This is a genomic window from Thauera sp. 2A1 (assembly GCF_009469595.2).
In the GTDB taxonomy this organism is placed as follows: Bacteria; Pseudomonadota; Gammaproteobacteria; order Burkholderiales; family Rhodocyclaceae; genus Thauera.
In genome coordinates this window covers 107,758-127,610 of the sequence record NZ_SSXV01000011.1, presented here as the reverse complement: position 1 = coordinate 127,610, position 19,853 = coordinate 107,758, and the positions used below count along the sequence as shown (strand labels likewise).

Annotated in this window: 20 protein-coding genes; 12 read left to right on the top strand and 8 right to left on the bottom strand. The window is 68.1% G+C overall.

Annotated elements, in window-relative coordinates:
• Window positions 1-42: 42 nt before the first annotated feature.
• The 3 genes from GH664_RS12195 to GH664_RS12185 all read left to right on the top strand — a co-directional run bounded on the left by GH664_RS12195 (window position 43) and on the right by GH664_RS12185 (window position 3,732).
• Entirely contained in the window at window positions 43-1,368 is a 1,326-nt protein-coding gene (locus tag GH664_RS12195; protein ID WP_153168342.1) for an MFS transporter, read from the top strand.
• A gap of 187 nt (window positions 1,369-1,555) precedes the next feature.
• Window positions 1,556-2,500 (top strand): LysR family transcriptional regulator, encoded by a 945-nt coding sequence (locus GH664_RS12190; RefSeq protein WP_153168341.1) that lies wholly within the window; start codon window positions 1,556-1,558, stop codon window positions 2,498-2,500.
• Window positions 2,501-2,577: 77 nt separating this feature from the next.
• Complete coding sequence (locus tag GH664_RS12185) at window positions 2,578-3,732, top strand: calcium-binding protein (protein ID WP_153168340.1); 1,155 nt, start codon at window positions 2,578-2,580, stop codon at window positions 3,730-3,732.
• Between the two features lie 35 nt (window positions 3,733-3,767).
• Here GH664_RS12185 and GH664_RS12180 read toward each other — a convergent pair whose 3' ends face one another.
• On the bottom strand, window positions 3,768-4,838 hold the full coding sequence (locus GH664_RS12180; RefSeq protein ID WP_153168339.1) for an RNA methyltransferase: 1,071 nt from the start codon (window positions 4,836-4,838) through the stop codon (window positions 3,768-3,770).
• 170 nt (window positions 4,839-5,008) lie between these two features.
• Here GH664_RS12180 and GH664_RS12175 point away from each other — a divergent pair, with 170 nt between their 5' ends.
• The 3 genes from GH664_RS12175 to GH664_RS12165 all read left to right on the top strand — a co-directional run bounded on the left by GH664_RS12175 (window position 5,009) and on the right by GH664_RS12165 (window position 7,442).
• Window positions 5,009-5,818, top strand: coding sequence for an amino acid ABC transporter substrate-binding protein (locus tag GH664_RS12175; protein ID WP_153168338.1), 810 nt, complete (start codon window positions 5,009-5,011; stop codon window positions 5,816-5,818).
• 186 nt (window positions 5,819-6,004) lie between these two features.
• Window positions 6,005-6,655, top strand: coding sequence for an amino acid ABC transporter permease (locus GH664_RS12170; protein WP_153168337.1), 651 nt, complete (start codon window positions 6,005-6,007; stop codon window positions 6,653-6,655).
• 34 nt (window positions 6,656-6,689) lie between these two features.
• The gene (locus GH664_RS12165) at window positions 6,690-7,442 is read left to right on the top strand and encodes an amino acid ABC transporter ATP-binding protein (protein WP_153168364.1); all 753 of its coding nucleotides are present in this window, start codon (window positions 6,690-6,692) and stop codon (window positions 7,440-7,442) included.
• A gap of 21 nt (window positions 7,443-7,463) precedes the next feature.
• Here the strand turns inward: GH664_RS12165 and GH664_RS12160 are convergent, their stop codons facing one another.
• A complete protein-coding gene (locus GH664_RS12160) occupies window positions 7,464-7,697 on the bottom strand; it encodes a DUF2789 domain-containing protein (RefSeq protein ID WP_153168336.1) in 234 nt (77 codons plus the stop codon).
• Window positions 7,698-7,867: 170 nt separating this feature from the next.
• On the opposite strand from GH664_RS12160, the gene GH664_RS12155 reads away from it, so the two are divergent.
• On the top strand, window positions 7,868-8,824 hold the full coding sequence (locus GH664_RS12155) for a methyl-accepting chemotaxis protein (protein WP_153168335.1): 957 nt from the start codon (window positions 7,868-7,870) through the stop codon (window positions 8,822-8,824).
• Between the two features lie 15 nt (window positions 8,825-8,839).
• On the opposite strand, the gene GH664_RS12150 is transcribed toward GH664_RS12155, so the two are convergent.
• The 3 genes from GH664_RS12150 to GH664_RS12140 are packed head-to-tail and all read right to left on the bottom strand — an operon-like array spanning window position 8,840 to window position 10,952.
• Window positions 8,840-9,529: an alpha/beta hydrolase gene (locus GH664_RS12150; RefSeq protein ID WP_153168334.1), complete on the bottom strand. Its 690-nt coding sequence runs from the start codon at window positions 9,527-9,529 to the stop codon at window positions 8,840-8,842.
• Window positions 9,530-9,545: 16 nt separating this feature from the next.
• The gene (locus tag GH664_RS12145; RefSeq protein WP_153168333.1) at window positions 9,546-10,085 is read right to left on the bottom strand and encodes a cytochrome b; all 540 of its coding nucleotides are present in this window, start codon (window positions 10,083-10,085) and stop codon (window positions 9,546-9,548) included.
• 48 nt (window positions 10,086-10,133) lie between these two features.
• Window positions 10,134-10,952 carry a class III extradiol ring-cleavage dioxygenase gene (locus GH664_RS12140; RefSeq protein WP_153168332.1) on the bottom strand — a complete coding sequence of 273 codons (819 nt, stop codon included), beginning with the start codon at window positions 10,950-10,952 and terminating at the stop codon, window positions 10,134-10,136.
• A gap of 132 nt (window positions 10,953-11,084) precedes the next feature.
• Here GH664_RS12140 and GH664_RS12135 point away from each other — a divergent pair, with 132 nt between their 5' ends.
• The 4 genes from GH664_RS12135 (at window position 11,085) to GH664_RS12120 (ending at window position 15,011) form a co-directional block, all read left to right on the top strand.
• The gene (locus tag GH664_RS12135) at window positions 11,085-11,999 is read left to right on the top strand and encodes a LysR family transcriptional regulator (protein ID WP_153168331.1); all 915 of its coding nucleotides are present in this window, start codon (window positions 11,085-11,087) and stop codon (window positions 11,997-11,999) included.
• A 96-nt stretch (window positions 12,000-12,095) separates the two neighbouring features.
• Window positions 12,096-13,118, top strand: coding sequence for a patatin-like phospholipase family protein (locus GH664_RS12130; RefSeq protein ID WP_153168330.1), 1,023 nt, complete (start codon window positions 12,096-12,098; stop codon window positions 13,116-13,118).
• Between the two features lie 52 nt (window positions 13,119-13,170).
• Window positions 13,171-14,220 carry a DUF5924 family protein gene (locus GH664_RS12125; RefSeq protein WP_153168329.1) on the top strand — a complete coding sequence of 350 codons (1,050 nt, stop codon included), beginning with the start codon at window positions 13,171-13,173 and terminating at the stop codon, window positions 14,218-14,220.
• A gap of 347 nt (window positions 14,221-14,567) precedes the next feature.
• Window positions 14,568-15,011, top strand: a complete 444-nt coding sequence (locus GH664_RS12120; protein WP_153168328.1) for a hypothetical protein — start codon at window positions 14,568-14,570, stop codon at window positions 15,009-15,011.
• A gap of 134 nt (window positions 15,012-15,145) precedes the next feature.
• Here GH664_RS12120 and GH664_RS12115 read toward each other — a convergent pair whose 3' ends face one another.
• Entirely contained in the window at window positions 15,146-16,165 is a 1,020-nt protein-coding gene (locus GH664_RS12115) for a hypothetical protein (RefSeq protein ID WP_153168327.1), read from the bottom strand.
• Window positions 16,166-16,490: 325 nt separating this feature from the next.
• Here GH664_RS12115 and GH664_RS12110 point away from each other — a divergent pair, with 325 nt between their 5' ends.
• Window positions 16,491-17,552 (top strand): TrkA family potassium uptake protein, encoded by a 1,062-nt coding sequence (locus GH664_RS12110; RefSeq protein ID WP_228111488.1) that lies wholly within the window; start codon window positions 16,491-16,493, stop codon window positions 17,550-17,552.
• 48 nt (window positions 17,553-17,600) lie between these two features.
• Here the strand turns inward: GH664_RS12110 and nudC are convergent, their stop codons facing one another.
• Entirely contained in the window at window positions 17,601-18,467 is an 867-nt protein-coding gene (gene nudC, locus GH664_RS12105; RefSeq protein WP_228111487.1) for an NAD(+) diphosphatase, read from the bottom strand.
• Window positions 18,460-19,731, bottom strand: a complete 1,272-nt coding sequence (locus GH664_RS12100) for an Hsp70 family protein (RefSeq protein WP_153168325.1) — start codon at window positions 19,729-19,731, stop codon at window positions 18,460-18,462. Before GH664_RS12100 ends, nudC begins: the two co-directional genes overlap by 8 nt.
• Window positions 19,732-19,853 lie beyond the last annotated feature (122 nt).

The window sequence follows — 19,853 nt, the reverse complement described above, 5'->3', positions numbered from 1 at the left end:
GAACGACAACCATGCGTGCCTCGAGCGCGGGAGGGCTGCCTGATGACACATGCTGCCGCCCTGCCTGCCAGTTCCGGCGCCGACGAGCGGTCGACGCTCGAGCGGGCCTATTCCCGGATCACCTGGCGCCTGATTCCCTTCCTCGCCACCCTGTGGGTGCTTGCCTGGCTCGATCGCGTCAACATCGGCTACGCCAAGCTGCAGATGCTCGACGACCTCGCCTTCAGCGAGGCGGTATATGGCCTGGGCGCCGGCATCTTCTTCCTTGGCTATTTCTTCTTCGAGGTGCCCAGCAACCTGCTGCTGGAGAAGATCGGCGCCAGGAAGACCATCATGCGCATCACCATCGGCTGGGGCCTGGTGTGCATCGCCCAGATGTTCGTCAAGACCCCGGGGATGTTCTACTTCCTGCGCTTTCTGCTGGGCGTGTTCGAAGCGGGCTTCTACCCCGGCATCATCCTGTACCTGACGTACTGGTATCCGACCACGCGGCGTGCGCGCGCCTTCGGCCTGTTCATGTCGGCAACGGCGCTCGCAGGCGTGATAGGCGGGCCCCTCGCCGGGGCGATCATGACCGGCCTGCACGGGTTGAACGGCTGGTCGGGCTGGCAGTGGCTGTTCCTGATCGAGGGCATTCCGTCGGTGCTCGCGGGCGTGGTGACAATGTTCTATCTGACCAACAAGCCGCAGGAGGCAAAGTGGTTGAGCGCAGAGGAAAAGCGCCTGGTGCTGGCGGACATCGAGCGTGACCACGGTCAGCTTGGCGATCGTGAGCACAGCTTCCTGTCGGCGCTGCGCAACCCCAAGATCTGGCTGCTGGTGCTGATCTTCTTCTGCGTGATCGGGGCGAACTCGTCGCTGACGTTCTTCGCGCCGACGCTGGTCAAGCAACTGGGATTCACCAGCACCATGCAGATCGGCTGGATCATGTCGGCCATCTACCTGCTGGGCGCCGCGGGCATGATCCTCAACGGCCGCCATTCGGACCGCAAGAAGGAGGCCAGGCTGCATTGCGGCGTCGCGGCCCTCGTCGGCGCGGTGGGCCTGACGGTGGTGGCGCTGGTCAGCGACAACACGGCCGTTGCCCTGGCTGCCCTGGCGGTCGCAGTGGTCGGCACGATGAGCGCCATCCCGGTATTCTGGCAGTTGCCCAGCTACTTCCTGTCGGGATCCGCCGCGGCGGCCGGCATCGCGTTGATCAACTCGATCGCCAACCTCGCCGGTTTCGGCGCGCCGTGGATGCTCGGCGTGGTGAAGACCAACACCGGGTCCTTCACCGGCGGGTTGCTTGCCGTCGCAGCGATCGAGGCGCTCACGCTGCTGATCATTCTCGCGGTCATCCCGCGGCGCATGAACACCAGGGCTTGAGCAGGCGTCAACCGTCGCGCCCGAACCCGGGCGACGTCTTCGGGCGCCGTCCGGGTTTGGCCTTTTGAGTGATACCGGCAGCGGACGCCGGCCTTATGATACTTTTGTCCGCCAATGCCCGACCCGGAGCAGATGGCGATTTGCGCTGGCTGGGACGCTGACCTTCCGGTCGTGTCGGAGCGGGGACATGGATCGATACACCGAGATTCGCAGCTTCACGCTCGTCGCCGAAAAGGGCAGCTTCGCTTCCGCCGCCCTGGTGGAGGGGGTAACGCCCGTGGTGATGGGGCGCCGGCTCGATGCGCTCGAGCAGCGCCTCGGCGTCAAGCTGATGCACCGCTCTACCCGCGGGCTGACGCTGACCGATCTCGGCGAGCAGTTTCTCGACCAGTGCCGCGCCTTGCTGCGCGAGTTCGACGCGGTGGAGAGCGCGGTGAGCGCCGGCCGCAAGGTCGTGCGCGGGCATCTGGTGGTGTCGGCGCCGGCCGCATTCGGTCGCCGCCACGTCGCGCCGCACGCGCCGGCATTCAAGGCGATGCATCCCGAGCTGAAGATGTCCTTCAATTTCACCGACAGCGTCGTCGACCTGGTGCGCGAGGGCTACGACATGGCGATCCGCATCGGCGAGGTCACCGATCCCAACTACGTCGCGGTGCGCCTGTATCCGAACCGGCGCGTGGTATGCGGTACGCCGGACTACTTCGAACGCCACGGCGTGCCGCGCGTGCCCGAAGACCTCGTGCGCCACAACTGCCTCGCCTTCAACCTGCAGGGCGGCCAGCAGCGCGGCTGGAGCTTCGTGCGCGATGGCCGGCTGTTCGCGGTGCGCGTAGATGGCGACCTCGACTGCAACGACGGCGAGTTGCTCTACGGCTGGGTCAAGCAGGGCCTGGGCATCGGCTGGCGCTCGACCTGGGAGATCCAGTCCGAGCTCAAGCGCGGCGAGCTGGTCACCGTGCTCGACGAGTTTGCCGTGCCGAGCTACGACATCCAGGCGGTGTATCCGCATCAGCGCTTCCTGCCGGCCAAGGTGCGGCGCTTCATCGATTACCTGAAGGCGATCTACAACACCTCCGGGTATTGGGAGGGAGGCGTGGGGGAGGGAGGCGCGAGGCAGAGCGGCGCAGGGTGAGGCCAGCGCACGGTGTCTTCTTCCAGCGGCTAAACTTCCAGTCCCGGATGCCGTAGAACGCTCGATGGAGGGGCCATATGACCCGGTTCAAGAACATCAACGATAGCGCCCGCATCGATCCCGGATTTACGTACGCCGACTACGCCGTGCAGATGAACGAGGTGATTTTCGCCGGATTGCCGCGGATGGCGCGGACGGTGTCCGGCACGCTGCCGACGAGCCTTTGCTGGTCGGCGTCTGCGCTCGACGCAAGCTGGGCGGACGGCGTCCTGCTGCACGGCGATGTGGCGCGCCAGCGCGGCGCCTCGCTCGTCCTGGACCATATCCTGCTCGAATCCGCGGATGCCTGGCTGGAAGCTTACGGCAAGGTCCAGATCGGCCTGGCGAGCGGCAGCACATCGGCGCTGAGCGCGAATCGGCTGGGTTTCGGCAATGACCAGACGGCCGAGGTGTGGACCGGCAAGCTGACGCTGGACATGGCGACCGGCGCACTGAGCGGCAGGATCCGGACGATGACCCTGGCGTGGAGCACGGACGATCCCGCCACGCCGGCGCACGAGTGGAATTACCTCACCCTGATCGGCAATGCCGCGTTGAGCTCCGCGGGCGAGCTCACGGGAAAGGTGCGCAGCGTCGAATGGGGGACGGCGACGAGTGCCGCCGCGCACGACGCGGATCTGCACTATGCGGTCGCAGGCAGTGTCGATGGCCTGAAGGCGGATGCCGGGGTGCTGTTCGCGGCGATTCAGACCGAAGGTTTCGATGCGCTGGCTACCGGCCTGAACGGTGCCAACGATTTCATCTGCGGCACCGTCGGCGCCGATCGCCTGGCGGGGGGGGCAGGCAACGACTGGGTGTTTGGCGGCGCGGGCAACGACGTGCTCGCCGGCGGCGCGGGAAAGGATCATCTGGTCGGCGCTGCGGGCAGCGACACGTTCGTCTTCGACAACCTCGCGACCGGTGGCGCCGACACCATCATGGACTTCGAAGCCGGCGACCGCATTGCCTTCGACACGACCGTATTCACCAGCCTGGCAGGCGGCATCGGGCCTGACAACTTCGTGCGCGGCAAGGTGGCGATGGACGCCAACGACTACCTGATCTTCGATCCCGCCGGCGGCAAGCTCTACTACGACGCCGATGGCAACGGCGCCGGCGCTGCGGTGCAGATCGTCGCCGTCAAGGGCGCGACCGCCGACCTGGGCTACGCCGATTTCCAGGTCTTTACCTGAGCAGTCGCTACCGTAGCCGCGTGCCGCGATCCCGGTCAGGTGGAGGAGCGTGGCGCAGCGGCGGCGCTGCGCACATGCAGCCGGATGTGCCGCGGCTGCGGCACCAGACCGGCGGCCGCGGCGCGGGCGCGCAACTGGCCGCAGCCGCCGTCCACATCCTGGCCCGCGGAATGGCGTAGCTTGGTCAGCACGCCGCGCTGGTGCAGCGCGCGCGCCATCGCGGCGGCGCGCTCCCAGGACGGGCGGCGGTAGGCCAGCTCCGGCACCGCGTTGTAGGGGATCAGGTTCATCACCGCGTACTTGCCGGCAAGCAGGCGGGCGACGCCTTCCACTTCCTCGTCGCTGTCGTTGATGCCTTCGAGCAGCGTCCATTGGTACTGGATGGGGTAGGTGGTGGCGCGCGCGTAGGTCTCGCCCAGCTCGACCAGTTCCTCCGGCGTAATCTGCGGGGCGCGCGGCAGCAGCGCCGCACGCAGCTCGGCGCGGGTGGTGTGCAGCGACAGCGCCAGCGCCGGCTTCACCGTCCGCTGCGGCAGGCGCTCGAACACGCGGCGGTCGCCGACGGTGGAGAAGACGAGGTTCTTGTGGCCGATGTCGCCCAGCGTGCCGAGCGCGTCGATCGCTTCCAGCACGCTGTCGAGGTTGTGCGCCGGTTCGCCCATGCCCATGAAGACGACCTTCTTCACCGGCTGCCGTGCGCGCGCCAGCGCCACCTGGGCGACGATCTCGGCGCTGTCGAGCTGGCGCACGAGGCCGTCGCGGCCGGTCATGCAGAACACGCAGCCCACCGCGCAGCCGACCTGGGTGGAGACGCACACGCCGCCGCGCGGCAACAGCACCGATTCCACCGTCTGGCCGTCGGCCAGTTCCACCAGCAGGCGGGCGCCGTCCTCGCCCGGGTGCTCGGAGCGGACGTGCGCCAGGCGGTCGAGCTCGGCGAGCAGGCCGGGCATGCCTTCGCGCAGCGCCAGCGGCAGGAAGTTCTCGGCGCGGCCGCGCCGCGTGTCGAGCGGGCGCGCCTGTATCCACGCGCGCAGCACACGCTGTTCATGGCCGGGTTTGGCGCCGAGGGCGCGCAGGCGCTGGCGGAGGTCTTCGATACGCATGGGGCGCGAATGTAGCACTGCGCGCCCGGTCGCGGCATGGTGTCAGCGGCGCCCGGGTTGATCACCCGCCGCTTCGGGCGGACAATCTCGCCCGAGTTGCAGCGGATGCGGTGAACGTGCCGCACTTGCCTGCCAGACCCCGAATTTCCCCCATTCCTGGCCAGAAGATCATGAAGAAGTTGACCTCCCTGCTGATGATGTCCCTCACCGCCGGCGCGCTGCTGTCGGGCTGTGGCAAGAACGAACCGGCGCCGGCGGCGCAGTCGGGCGCGGCGCCCGCGCCTGCGCCCGTCGCGAGCAAGATCGTGATCGGCCTCGACGACAACTTCCCGCCGATGGGTTTCCGCAACGAGAAGAACGAGCTCGTCGGCTTCGATATCGACCTGGCGAAGGAAGCGGCCAAGCGCCTGGGACTCGAGGTCGAGTTCAAGCCCATCGACTGGAGCGCGAAGGAAGCCGAGCTCAACGGCAAGCGTGTCGATGCGCTGTGGAACGGCCTGACCATCACCGAGGAGCGCAAGCAGAACATCGGCTTCACCGCGCCCTACATGGAAAACCACCAGATCATCGTCGTGCCGGCCGGCTCGGCGATCAAGGCCAAGGCCGATCTCGCCGGCAAGGTCGTCGGCATCCAGGACGGCAGCAGCGCGGTCGATGCGGTGCAGAAGGACGCGGTCGCGGGGTCGTTCAAGGAGCTGAAGAAGTTCGGCGACAACGTCACCGCGCTGATGGACCTCACCACCGGTCGCCTCGACGCGGTGGTGCTCGATGAGGTCGTCGGCCGCTACTACACGTCCAAGAAGCCGGGCGCGTACACCGTGCTCGACGACAACTTCGGCACCGAGGAATACGGCGTCGGCACGCGCAAGGACGACGCCGCGCTGCTCGGCAAGCTGCAGAAGGCGATGGACGAGATGAAGGCGGACGGCAGTGCCGCGCGCATCTCCAACGAGTGGTTCGGCAAGAACATCATCAAGTAAGGCCGGAGCCCGGCCGGGCTCTGCCATCGCGCCCAGCGCCGCTCCCATCCAGGCGAAATCGGCTGATACGAGACTGACCTGTGGGTGCGGCGACAGCCGCGATCAACCTTCGCCCCTCGCCGCTCACCCGGCCAGGGGCGCCGTGCCGCGACACCCCGCGCGCGGCCTGTCTTCCGGCTCTCCGCAATGGACTACATCCTCAGCATCATCGCGCCGCTTGCCGAAGGCTCGCTGGTCACCCTCAGGCTCTTCGTCATCACCCTGGTGCTGGCGGTGCCGCTCGGCCTCGCGCTGGCGCTGATCCGCATCTCGCGCTTCCGCGCCGCCAGCCAGGCGGTCAACGGCTACATCTGGCTGATGCGCGGCACGCCACTGATGCTGCAGTTGCTGTTCATCTACTACGCGCTGCCCTTCGTGCCGGTGGTGGGCGTGCGCCTGCCCGACTTTCCGGCGGCGATCGTAGCCTTCGCGCTCAACTACGCGGCCTATTTCGCGGAGATCTTCCGTGCCGGCATCCAGTCCATCGACCGCGGCCAGTACGAGGGCGCCAAGGTGCTGGGCTTCACCTATGGCCAGACCATGCGCCGCGTCGTGCTGCCGCAGGTGGTCAAGCGCATCCTGCCGCCGATGAGCAACGAGACCATCACCCTGGTGAAGGACACGTCGCTGATCTACGTGCTCGCGCTCAACGACCTGCTGCGCGCGGCGCGCGGCATCGTGCAGCGTGATTTCACGATCACGCCCTTCGTCGTCGCGGCCGGCTTCTATCTGCTGATGACGCTGGTGCTGACCTGGCTCTTCCAGCGCCTGGAGAAACGCCATGCCGTCTATGACTGAGGCCAACCCGCTGGCAGCGCCGATGACGAGTCCAATGATTCTCGCCGACGGCATCCGCAAGCGCTTCGGTGCCAACGAAGTGCTGAAGGGCGTGTCGCTGTCACTGGCCAAGGGCGAGGTGGTGGCGGTGATCGGCCCGTCCGGCTCGGGCAAGAGCACTTTCCTGCGCTGCCTGAACCACCTCGAGACCATCGACGCCGGGCGCATCGTCATCGAGGAAGAGGTGCTCGCGGAAAACGACGAGCGCGGCGAGGCGCGTTACGCGCCCGAGGCGGATGTGCGCCGCATCTGCCGGCGCATGGGCATGGTGTTCCAGCACTTCAACCTGTTTCCGCACCTCACCGTGCTGCAGAACGTGATCGAGGCGCCGATCACGGTGAAGGGCCTGAAGCGCGAAGCGATCCTGCCCAGGGCCGAGGCGCTGCTGAAGAAGGTCGGCCTGCACGACAAGCGCGACGCCTACCCGGCGCGCCTGTCCGGCGGTCAGAAGCAGCGCGTGGCGATCGCACGCGCGCTGGCGATGGAGCCGGACATCATGCTGTTCGATGAGCCCACCTCGGCGCTCGACCCCGAGCTGACGGGCGAGGTGCTGCGCACCATGCGCCAGTTGGCCGACGAGCACATGACCATGCTGGTGGTGACGCACGAGATGGGCTTCGCGCGTGAAGTCGCCAGCCGCGTGGTGTTCATGGACGGCGGCGAGCTGATCGAATCGCGCCCGGCGGCCGAATTCTTCGCCAGCCCGCAGCATCCACGCACGCGCGCCTTCCTTGACAGCATGCTGTGACGGCGCGCCGCCGCCCCGGCATCAGTCGCCGAGCATCGCCGCCAGCGTGTCGACGAGTTCAGCCCAATCGGCGTCGTCCTGGATTTCCTCGCGCAGGAACTGCGCCTGGCTGGGCGACCAGAACGCGGCGTCGGCGAGCCGGGTACCGCGCGGCAGCGGGCGGTGGGTCGAGACGAAGTGCTCGATGTCGGCAGGTGTGTCGGGCAGGCCGAGCTGCCGGAACAGGTCGCCGAGGTCGTGAGTTGCCTTTTCCATGTCTGCGTCTCCCGGGGCTGATCGAACCGGCGCCCGCATCGCTGCCGGCGTCCTGATACAGGATAGAGTGCGAAGCCCGGGTGGGAAAGGGCTGCCGTCGTGCTTCAGTTTTGCCGCCACATGCCGTTCTAGTTGATATACCCCGTTTCCTCCGAGCCGATTTCCCAGTCATGAAAAAAAGCGAACCCAATGTCGGTGCCCTGATCGCCGCCCTCCTTGCCGCCTTGCTGTCCGCAGTGGCTGCCGTCCTGGGCAGCGACGTCGCACGCTACTGCGCGTCAGCCGCCGCAGTCCTGGGCTTCGCTGCGGCATGGCTCGCCTGGAGCAGCGGGGCGAATTCGCAACAGGGTCAGGCGCTGGTTGCGCTGGAGGACGAGCTCGAGCGCGAGCGTGCGCAGAGCGCGGCACTGCAGGCGCGATTGCGCGACGCCGAGACTGCTGCGCAGGGTGCGCAGGCGGCGGCCGCAGCCGAGATCGAGCAATTGCAGGGTCTGCAGCGCGCATCCGGGCGCGCTGGCAGCCTGGCGCAGGAACTGCTCGCGATGGTCGACCAGGCGGTGGCGGACATGGCCGAGGCCAACACGCTGGCGAAGGCGAGCGGCGAAAAAGTGGCCCTTGGCGGCGACCTGATCGCGCGTGCCGGCGACGCCATCGAGCAGCTCGGCGCCGGCCTGCAGCGTGCGCAGGACGATCTCGTGGCGCTGGCGGCGCAATCCGGCGAGATCGGCGGCATCGTCGCTTCGATCACGCAGATTTCGGAACAGACCAACCTGCTGGCGCTCAACGCGGCGATCGAGGCGGCGCGTGCGGGTGAGGCGGGACGCGGCTTCGCGGTCGTTGCCGACGAGGTGCGCAAGCTCGCCGAGCAGGCGAGAAACGCGAGCGAGCGCATCGGCCGCATCGCCGCCGATCTCAGCCTGACTTCTCGCGATGCCTCCGACGCGGTGCGGGAGACTAGCCGCGTCGCCGACAGCGGCCGCGAGCTCGCCCACGGCGCGCGTGACGCGATGAGCGAGATCGAGGCCGGCGCACGGCGCCGCGTCGAGGTCGTCGGCCAGATCACGCGCGCGATTGGCCGCCAGCGCGAGATCGGTGCCGGCATCATCGACGCGCTCGACGGGCGCTGAACGGCGCGCTGCGCTTCAGCCCTGCGCCGGGACGAGCCGGCGTGTCACCCACGCGACGAAGTCCTGCGCCATCGCCGGCGTGATCTCGTGCCGTGCCGGGTAGCGCTTCTGCTCGAAACGCACCCCGAGCTGCTGCAGCAGGGACGCGCTGCGCTCGGCCCACTCCACCGGCAGGCGATCGTCCTGGTCGCCATGCAGGATCAGCGCGTCGAGCCCGCCGAGCTGCGCCGGCGGGGCGATCAGCGGGGCGATTTCGGGCAGGATGCGGCCGGACAGGATGGCGAACCCGGCAACGATGTCGGGGCGCGTCAGGCCGAGGCCCGCCGACATGATGCCGCCCTGGCTGAAGCCCGCTGCCAACGTGCGTGAGGGCGCGACGCCGGTGCGTGCCTGCAGGTCGCCGACGAAGCTTGCCAGCAACCGGCGGCTGTTTTCGGCGGCGTCGGCGTCGATCATCGGCCCGCTGGCGGTGAAATTGACACTGAAGGCGCTGTAGGCACCCGGCGCCATTTCGATCGGGAAGCGCACCAGTGCGACGGCGATGTCGTCGGGGATCAGGCCGAGGAAGCCGGCGAGCGAGGTTTCGTTGCTGCCCACGCCGTGCATCAGCAGCACGAGTCCGGCGGCGTTGCCGCGTGCGGGCCGCAGGCGGTAGGGCAGGCCCAGGTCGGTGACGAGAGGGGGAAGCTGGAGGCGGTCGTTCATAGGGGGTGTCCTGCGGTCAGCGTTTGTCTGCGGCGGGCAGCATGCGGGTCAGCACGTCGTCGCGATCGATGAAGTGATGCTTCAGCGCGGCGCCGACGTGGGCCAACAGGATGGCCAGCAGCGTGAAGTTGAGCGTTTCATGGACTTCCTGCAGCAGGTCACCGAGCGCCTTGTCCTTGCCGACCAGGTCGGGCAGCGGCAGCACGCCGAACCACACCGTCTGGAAGCCCTTCGCGGAACTCATCAGCCAGCCGCTGAGCGGGATCATGATCATCAGCGCGTACAGCACCCAGTGCGCCGCGTGGGCAGCGAGCCGCAATGCGGCGGGCATCGTCGCCGGCAGCGGCGGTGCGGGATGGGTGATGCGCCACGCCAGGCGCAGGATCAGCAGCACGAAGAGCGTCACGCCGGCCCATTTGTGCCAGGAATAGAGCTGCAGCTTGGTGGGCGACAGCGGCAGATCTTGCATGTACGTGCCGAGGGCGAAGGTGCCGATGATGCCCAGCGCCATCAGCCAGTGCAGCGAGCGGGCGGTGCGGGTGTAGCGGGCTTTCATGTCTGTTCCTTGATGAAGTTTGGATATCGTGGCCGCGAGGCGGCTGGCTCAGGCCGGCACGCCCTGCGGGGCCGCCACATCGACGTCGATGCGGGCGCCCAGCACGAAGCTGTCCATGCTCAGCACGCCGTAGGTCACGCCGCCTTCGAGCCGGGTGGCTTGGGTCCAGTCCTCGCCGGCGGCGCCGATGGCGAAGTACAGCGGCAGGAAGTGCTCGTCGGTGGGATGCGCCCGCGCTGCTGCCGGGGCCTTGCTGCGGTAGTCCAGCAGATCGCCGAGCTCGCCGTCCTCGATGCGTTGCCATACCCAGTCCGCAAAGGCCTGGGCATAGGGTTCGTCGGCGCCTGCAAGGCGGAATTCGTACAGGTTGTGCGTCATGCTGCCGGAGGCGACGATCAGGATACCCCGCTCGCGCAGCGGCGCCAGCGCCCGACCGAGTTCGAGCAGCGCCAGCGGCGAGGGGCTTGCGGGCTGCGACAACTGGATCACCGGGATGTCCGCCTCGGGATAGAGGTGCATCAGCGGCACCCAGGCTCCATGGTCGAGACCCTGGTGCTCGTTCGGCGTTGCGTTCAGGCCGCTGTGGGCGAGCTGCGCGATCACCTCCGAGGCCACGTCGAGCGCGCCGGGCGCGGGATACTGCAGGGTGTACAGCACGCGCGGGAAGCCGCCGAAGTCATGCACGGTGTCGGGCCGCGGGCTGGCGGTCACTTCCAGCCGGCGGCTCATCCAGTGCGGCGACAGCACGACGATGGCGCGCGGCCGCGGCAGGGCGCGCCCCAGCTTGCCGAGCAGCGGGCCAAGGCGGCCGGGTTCCACGGCGAAGGTGGGGGCGCCGTGCGAAATGAACAGGGTGGGAAGTTTCATGGTCGGGTCGTCCCGTGAAGTGGCGCACCAGGGAGGCGGTGCCGTGCCGATGCTTGCAGTCTATTGCTCGCCAGTGGATCGATAAATGATCCCGCGCTTGATTGACTGTCAATGACTGATTGACAATGCTCCATGGACCGCTTTCGCGAAATGGAGAGTTTCATCGCCGTGGTGGAGGCCGGCAGCTTCGTCGGCGCCGCTGACCTGCTGCGTGTCACCAAGGCCGCGGTGTCGCGCGGCGTGATGGAGCTGGAGGCCCGCCTGGGTGCCCGCCTGTTGCAGCGCACGACCCGCCGCCTGTCGCTGACCGAGGCCGGTCGTGCCTACTACGGCCGCTGCAAGCAGATCCTCGCCGAAGTGGAGGAGGCCGACAGCGCCGTGGGTGTGGTCACCGGCCACCCGGTGGGGCGGTTGCGCATCAACGCGCCCTTTTCCTTTGGCATCCTGCATCTGGCGCCGTTGTGGGGGCCGTTCATGGAGCGCTATCCGGACGTCGAACTGGAGGTGACGCTGGCCGACCGTATGGTCGATGTGGTGGAGGAGGGCTTCGACGTCATCGTGCGCATCAGCCGGCTGGAGGACTCCAGCCTGGTCTACCGGCGGCTGGCGTCGACCCGGATCCTTGCCTGCGCCAGCCCGGAATACCTGGCGCGCAACGGCAGCCCTGCCAGCGTCGAGGACCTTGCCCGCCATCCGGTCATCGCCTACACCTATGCGGCGCAGGGCGACCAGTGGCGCTTCAGCACGCCCGACGGCGAGCGCGAAGTGCTCACGCGTCCGCGCATGCGCACCAACAACGGCGACACCTGCCGTGCGGTGGCGCTGGCGCACCAGGGCATCGTGCTGCAGCCCGACTTCCTGGTCAGCGACGACATTGCTGCCGGCCGACTGGTTGAAGTCCTGCCCGATTGCCGCGGCCCGGAGATCGGCATCTTTGCCGTCTATCCGTCGCGCAAGCATCTTTCCGTCAAGGTGCGGGCGCTGGTGGACTTCCTGGTCGACGCGTTCGCGGCGCCCCGCGGCTGGGGGCGGGCAGGGGCCGTCTGAGGCCAGGGGCGGCTGACATTTCCGGTAACGGGAAGGGCTTGCAGTTTGGATGCTGCAATGCAACATTAAGACGTTTCCCGAACTTCGGAGTTGTTCATGTTCTTCGGTTCCCGCAGCACAAACCGTGTCAGCCTGGCCCTGCAGGGTGGGGGCGCCCATGGTGCGTTCACCTGGGGTGTGCTCGATGCGCTGCTCGAGGACGGCCGGCTTGATTTCGAAGGCATCAGCGGCACCAGCGCCGGGGCGATGAATGCGGTGGTGCTGGCCGACGGCCTGGCGAAGGGCGGCCAGGATGGCGCGCGCGAGGCGCTCGCGCGCTTCTGGGAGGCGGTGGCGAGCAGCGCGCCGTTCGACTTGAGCGTTGGCGCGGATGCCGAGAACGGCAGCGTGGCGCCCGGCGTCAAGATGCTGCTTTACTGGGCGCGGCAGTTCTCCCCCTCGCAGCTCAATCCGTTCGACATCAATCCGCTGCGCGACATCGTCAGCGCCCAGATCGACTTCGACCGCTTGCGGGCACGCAGTCCGCTCAAGCTCTTCATTGCCGCCACCCACGCGAACACCGGCCGCCTGCGGCTGTTCCGCACGCGCGAGCTGAGCGCCGCGGCGCTGCTTGCGTCCGCCTGCCTGCCATCCATCCATCACACCATCGAGGTCGACGGCGAGCCGTACTGGGACGGCGGCTATTCGGCCAACCCCGCAGTCTTCCCGCTGGTGTACGACTGCGACGCGAGCGACATCCTGCTGGTGCTGCTGAGCCCCCTGTTGCACGGAGAGACTCCCCGCAGCGCGGAGGAAATCCGCGGCAGGCAGATGGACCTGGCGTTCAATGCCACCTTCCTGCGCGAGATGCGCTCGCTTGCCCATGCGCGCGAGTACGCCAGCCGCTCGGTGTTGCCGCTGGGGCGACTGGAGCGGCGCCTGAAGCGGCTGAATTTCCACCTCGTCGCCGACGACGAGCTGATGAGCCAGCTTGCCGCGGAGACGAAGCTCACCACCAGCCTGGCCTTCCTGCAGATGCTGCGCGACCGCGGCCGCGCGCATGCGCTCGAGTGGCTGTCGGCGCACTTCTGGGAAATCGGCCGGCGCTCGTCGGTGGACATCCGCGGCATCTTCGATTGAAGTAACGGGTTTTCCGCAAGCTGAGCCGGTTCCGGTTCTGCGCCTTCGCTCGATGCCCCCCTGGAAAGCCCGTCTGCTCGGTCTGTCAGAACGTCTGTTCGCCCTCGCGCGCCGCTATCCCGGCACGATCGCCGCCTTCGGCTTCGTGTCGGGGCTCGCCAGCTTCTTCCTCGTCGACCGCCATGAAGGTTTCGCGCGCAGCGTGGCGGTGCTGATGCTGGTGGCCTGGGTGTGGCTGATGCTGGAGAACGCGCTGCGCAGCACGGTGGAGCGCTGGTTCGGCTTCACGCTGCCGCCGCCGCTGCTGCGTTACGCCACGCAACTGATTCACCAGGAAAGTCTTTTCTTCGCCTTGCCCTTCTTCGCCACGACCACTTCGTGGAACAGCGGCCAGGCGGCGTTTACCGGTCTGCTGGGTGTCGCGGCGCTGGTGTCCATCACCGATCCCCTCTACTACGGGCGTCTGGCCGAGCGCCGCTGGCTGTACCTGAGCTATCACACGCTAACGCTGTTCGCCGTGCTGCTGGCCGCCCTGCCGGTGATCCTGCACACGCCGACGCCGCTGAGCTACGAGCTGGCGCTGGGCGTCGCGGTGTTGCTGTCCTTCCCCTCCATCGCCGGCTCGCTGTCCATGCAGCGCTGGTGGCGCGGCGTGCTGCTGGTGCTGCTGATGGCAGCACTCGCTGGCGCCGGGTGGTGGCTGCGGCTGTGGGTGCCGCCGGCCACGCTGTGGCTGAACGAGGTGGCCGTGACCGTGCGGGTCGACGATGCGAGCAAGGCGCCCGGTGAAAGCCTGCGCGCGCTCGGTGCGGCCGAGCTCAAGGCCCAGGGGCTCTACGCCTACACCGCGATCAATGCGCCGCTCGGCCTGCAGGAGCGTATCTGGCATGTGTGGATGCATGACGGCGCCGAAGTGGACCGCATCGCCATCGACATCCGCGGCGGGCGCAAGGAAGGCTACCGGGCGTGGACCCACAAGCAGAACTTCCCGGCCCAGCCTGTCGGGCGATGGCAGGTCAAGGTCCTCACCGACGCCGGCCAGATGATAGGGACGTTGCGCTTCAGGGTCACCGCCGACGACGTGCCGGGCGCGGTCCGATAGTGACGCGTGGAGCGCCGCAGCGCGGCCGAGCGGGGCCCCCGGTGACGTCGCGGCCTTGATCACGGCTGCGGAAACCGCAAATGCTTGCGATTCGCATTATTTTTTGCTTTGCGAAGCGGGCGGACTATAGTTAAGGCATCCTCGCACGCATACCGGCCGGCGCCCGCGAAAAGGCACCGGGGGGTGCGTTTCCGGCTTAGTCGAGGCCGGGGCGAGGTGTACAGAACATTCCAGGGAGGCTCGATCAGGCCGGGTGCATGTGCCGGCCGGGCGCGGCATGTCCGCATCGGGGACCGTAGGGCGGGCACCGTGCTCGCCATAGCAGGGGATTCCCTTCCGGGAGAGACATGATGAAACACCTGAGTCACTCCGTGCTGCCCGCGCTGGCTGCCGTCGCGCTGTGCGGCCTATCCACCAGTGCGCTGGGCGGTGGCATGAACGACGCCGACCGCTGGAGCGGAGATCTCCGCTACAGCATCTATCACATCGCCGCGGAGAATGACGCGGCGCTCAAGGAGGGCGCAATGGCGTCCGGCCAGGCCGGACGTGCCGGCCCCGAATCGCTGCCGATGGGCAAGACCGATTCGGACATCACCGCATGGCCGTCGGACACCCGCTACAGCGTCTATCACATCGCCGCCGAGCGCGATGCCGAGAAGAAGGCTGGGATGATGAGCGGACAGGCCGGCCGCGCCGGTCCCGAGACCTTGCCCACCGGGCGCATCGAACTGCTCGATGCGCGTGACACGCGTTTCAGCATCTATGACACCAAGGGACGCAGCGAGTGGTGAGCAAGATCGAGTGGTGAGCGCGATCGACTGCTGAGCAGGATTGCCGGCAGCCGTCAGGCCGAAGGTGCGCTCAAGGCCCAACTGACAGGGGCGGCTCTGCGGAGCCGCCCTTGACGTTCATGCCATCAGCTTGATCAGCGCGCCGATTGCGCGAACATCAGCCCTGCGGGGCTCGCTGGCCTGGGAGCCTCCTGCTGCTGCGCCTCCCTGCCTTCGAACAGGCCGATGATCTGCGCCACCACCGCGCGCTGCGCCGGCGGGCAGGCATCTTCCCAGGCGCGCAGATAGTCGCCGAACGGGCGCTCGGCGTCTTCCGGGCGATGGTTCAGGTAGGCGATCGCACCGAGCGCGTCGCGGTTCTGCTCGAACAGCGGCAGCATGCGATTGGCCACCACCTCGTTCTTGTCGCGCAGATAGGGGCTGCCCTCGAGATCCGCACGATTCGAGCGGAACCAGTCGGCCAGCGTGGTGGAGGCCGACAGGCGCCGGTGGGGTTCGCTGACGAGGTAGTCGGCGAGGGCCTGCAGCGTCTGACCGTAGCCGGCGAACTGTGGCGCCGGTGGATCGGTTTCCCAGCGGCTGGCGAGCCGCCGCACCGTGTACAGCGCCGCCGCCTCGCACACGCTCTCCTCGAACCACTGGTTGCTGTGGCCGATCTCGCCATGATGGGCGAGCTTGTTGTCGAAATTGGAGTACAGGTGGCAGAGCTCGTGCGAGAACTGGTACACGAACTGGTGCCAGCGCGACTGACGCGCGCTCAGGCGGATCACGTAGTCGCCGTCGGCGCTCTTGTCATAGAAGGCCAGCGGGCCGCCTTCGCCGTAGACGATGCGCAGCGTGCCGAGCTCGCGCCCGGGAAAGCGCGGCGCAAGCTCCGCCGCGACCGCGTCGAGAACGATCCTGAGTTCGTCCAGCGAGGTGTTGCCCCAGCCCTCGGGCGAAATGCGCAGCGAGGGCGTGGCGCCGTGCGAGAGCTTGTGCTCCACCGCGGCGCGGGCCGGCTTGGCAGGAAGGACGGAAAACAGCACGGCCGCCACATACAGCAGGCGCACGAAACCCGTCCGCGGGCTCTTGCGCATGCCGTGACGCGCACCCAGCCGGATGGTGCGGTGCGTTTCGCCGCGCGGGTGATCGAGCTTGACGTTGGGTCGCATGATGGGTCCCGCAGTGCCTTCCTCCAGTCGTGCATCCGCCGATGAGACTGCTGGAAGTCGCGCAGCTCCTGTGAAATAAACAGTTCAAACCTAGCAGCCGAAGGCCACCCCCGTCAACCTGAGGATTCATGAAAAATCCATAATAATCAATATGCTAAGTGGTCTTCCGTGTGGCCGGCTAGGGCCGCGTGGTGCTGCGGTGCCATGGCCGCTGACAGCGCGTGCGCGCGGTGCGAAAATTAGCCATGGGGAGGTGCCACGCGGGCGGTGGACAAAGGTCCGGCGCAGGTGCGTCGAGCGGCCGGCGGGGCACAAAGGGGGCGGGGTGGAGCGCATCACCGATGTGCGGCAGCAACTGGTTGGCGTGGCAGCGCCAACCTCGCGCGTGCTGCGCCGCATCTACTGGGCAACGGCGGCCCTGGTCCTGCTGCTGCTGGTGGGCACGGCCGGCTTCCTGCATTACGGCCCCGCGGGCACGCCGCTGTCCGACGCCTTCTACATGACGGCCATCACCATCACCACCGTCGGCTATGGCGAAGTCGTCGATCTCAGCCGCAGCCATGGCGGCCGCCTGTTCGCCGCCTTCGTGTCGTTCGCCGGCTTTGGAACGGTGACCTTCATCTTCTCCAGCCTGACCGTCTTCTTCCTCGAAACCGATCTTAACGAAGCGCTGCGGAGGCGCCGCATGGAAAAGGCCATACGCAAGCTGCACAGCCACTACATCGTCTGCGGTTTCGGCCGCGTCGGCCGCAACGTGGCGATCGAGCTGCAGGTGACCAACCACCGTTTCGTCGCGGTGGACACCGAGGTCGGCGAGATCGAGCGCTTCCTCGAGCGCTACCCCGGACTGCTCTACATCCAGGGCGACGCCTCGGACGACGACGTGCTGGTGCGCGCCGACATCGCGGACGCGAAAGGCGTGTTCGCCGTCACCGGCGACGACAGCCGCAACCTGATGATCTGCCTGACCGCCAAGCAGCTCAATCCAACGGTGCGCGTGGTGGCGCGCTGCCACGAACTGCGCAACGCCGACAAGCTGCGCAAGGCCGGTGCGGACGTGGTGGTGTCGCCGGACTTCACCGGCGGCATGCGCATCGCCTCGTCGATGATCCGGCCGCAGGTGGTGTCCTTCCTTGACGAGATGCTGCGCTCCGAGGTCAAGACCCGCATCGACGAAGCGAGCGTGCCGGGCGGCTTCGAGCCCTGCACGCTGGCCGAGCTGGGGCGGCGCAGCCCGCACTACGTGCTGCTGGGCGTGCGCGTGGGCAGCGAGATGCACTTCAATCCGCCCGACGAGTTCCGCATCGAGCCCGGACAGACGCTGATCCTGATGGGCAATGCCTCAGGACGCGTCGCGTTGGAGTCCGCGCTGTTGCCTGCCGGCTGAGGGTGACGGCTGAGGGTGACGGCTGGGGGTGACGGTTGAGGGTGACGCTCAGCCGCCCTGCTGCGGCGGCCACGGCCGCCCGCGGCGGCGGCAGAAATCGCGCAGCAGCCAGTGGGCGATGGTCGACGGGCTGGGCAGCGAGGCAGGCAGCGCATCGACATGGAAGAAGCCGGCGTGCTCGATCTCGTCCGGCGCGCAGACGATGTCGCCGGCCTCGTATTCGGCCTGGAAGCCCAGCATCAGCGAATGCGGAAAAGGCCAGGGCTGGCTCGCGAAGTAGCGCACGTTGCGCACGCGCAGCGCCACTTCCTCGTCGATCTCGCGGTGGATCGCCTCCTCGGCCGATTCGCCGGCGTCCACGAAGCCCGCCAGCGTGCTGTAGAAGCCCGGCGCGAAATGGTAGGAACGGCCGAGGAGGATCTCGTCGCCGCGCTCCACCGCGACGATCACCACCGGCGACACGCGCGGATAGTGCTCGCGGCCGCAGGCGGGATTGGTGCAGCGGCGCACCTTGGCGTCGCCCGGCTGCACCGTCGCCGAACCGCAGGCGCCGCAGAACTGGTGCGCGCGGTCCCATTCGAGCAGTTCCAGCGCGCGCGCGGCGAGGCGGCGGAGGTTGTCCGGCAGGACGTCGTTGAGGCGCTTGAGGTGGGTGAAGCGGGTGCCCGGCGGCGGCTCGGCGTCGGCCGGCAGTTCCGCCGCCTGGCAGGGCAGGCCGGCGCCCGCCCCGGCGTCGGCCGGCACGCCCAGCGACTGGGTGCGCAGCGGCAGGCAGCCGAGCGCGCTGAGCGCGTCGCCCGCCGGCAGCGTGCCGGCGTCGGTGAGCAGCAGTTCGGCGCCGCGAAACGCCAGCCAGCGCAGCGGCTGCGCCAGTGCGCTGGCGGCGGCATCCTGCCCCATTCCCGGTTCATCCATAACGTCTTGCCGCCTCCACCGCGAGTCCGGCTCCGATACTGCCATAGAGATCGCCTTCCACGCTGCGTGCGGCGGGCAGCTCGGCGGCGATGCGTTCGCGCAGTTGCGCCACCCCGCTGGCGCCGCCGGTGAAGTAGATCGTGTCCACGCGCTCGCGGCGCACGCCGGCTTGTGTCAGCAGCGCGCCCACGCATTCGCCCACACGCTCGACCAGCGTGCGGGTGGCGCGGCTGAAGTCCTCGCGGGAGATGGCGTGCGTCAGGCCGGCTTCGAGGCGGTCGAGGTTCAGCGTCGCGACCGGCGCGGTGGACAGGTCGATCTTCGCCTGTTCCACCTGCAGCGCCAGCCAGTGGCCTTCGCGCCGGCTCACCAGCCGCGACAGGCGGTCGAGTTCGGTGCGCGCCAACGCATCGCGGTAGATGTGCTGCAGGTCGGCCCATGCCTGGCGGCTGTAGGCGAAGTTGATGGTGTGCCAGGTGGCGAGCTGGAAGAAGATGCTCGACGGGATTTCGGCGCCGTTTTTCATGCGGCCGCGATAGCCCAGCAGCGGCATCACGCATTCCAGGCTCAGCACGCGGTCGAAATCGGTGCCGCCAATGTGCACGCCGGCATTGCCCAGCAGGTCTTCATGGCGCTCGGCGTGTTTGCCAAGGCCGCGCGCGCGCTCCGGCGACAGGCGCACCAGCGAGAAATCCGCGGTGCCGCCGCCGATGTCGGCGATCAGCACCAACTCCTCGTGCGCCAGCGAAAGTTCGTAGTGCAGCGCCGCGCCGATCGGCTCGAACTGGAAGCTCACCTCGCGAAAACCCACCTGATGCGCGATCGATTCGAGCGTGCCCTGCGCCTTGCGGTCGGCGGCTTCGTCGTCGTCGACGAAATGTACCGGGCGGCCGAATACCGCCTGCTCGAAGGTGCGCCCGGCCTGCGCCTCGGCGCGCCGCTTGAGCTCGCCGATGAAGCTCGCCAGCAGGTCGCGAAAGCGCAGCGCGCGGCCGTGCACCTCGGTGTGGCCGTCGATCAGGCTGCTGCCGAGCAGGCTTTTCAGGGCGCGCATCAGGCGGCCTTCGTAGCCTTCGAGGTACTCGGCGAGCGCGGCGCGGCCGTAGCAGGTGCTGTCCTCGTCGGCATTGAAGAACACCGCCGACGGTAGCGTCGGCCGGCCATCCTCGAGTGCGAGCAGGGCCGGCGCATCCGGGCGCAGCCAGCCCACGGTGGAGTTCGAGGTGCCGAAGTCGATGCCGCAGGCGCGGGCAGGTGCTTGCATGGTCGGAGTCTGTGGCGGGACGGCCGGCGATGCTACGCGAGCGTGGCGCAACGGTCGACCGCCGCGCGGTGCGGAATCCGTGCGGAATTTCTCCTGCCTTGCGCGTTGGGGGTGCTTCAATG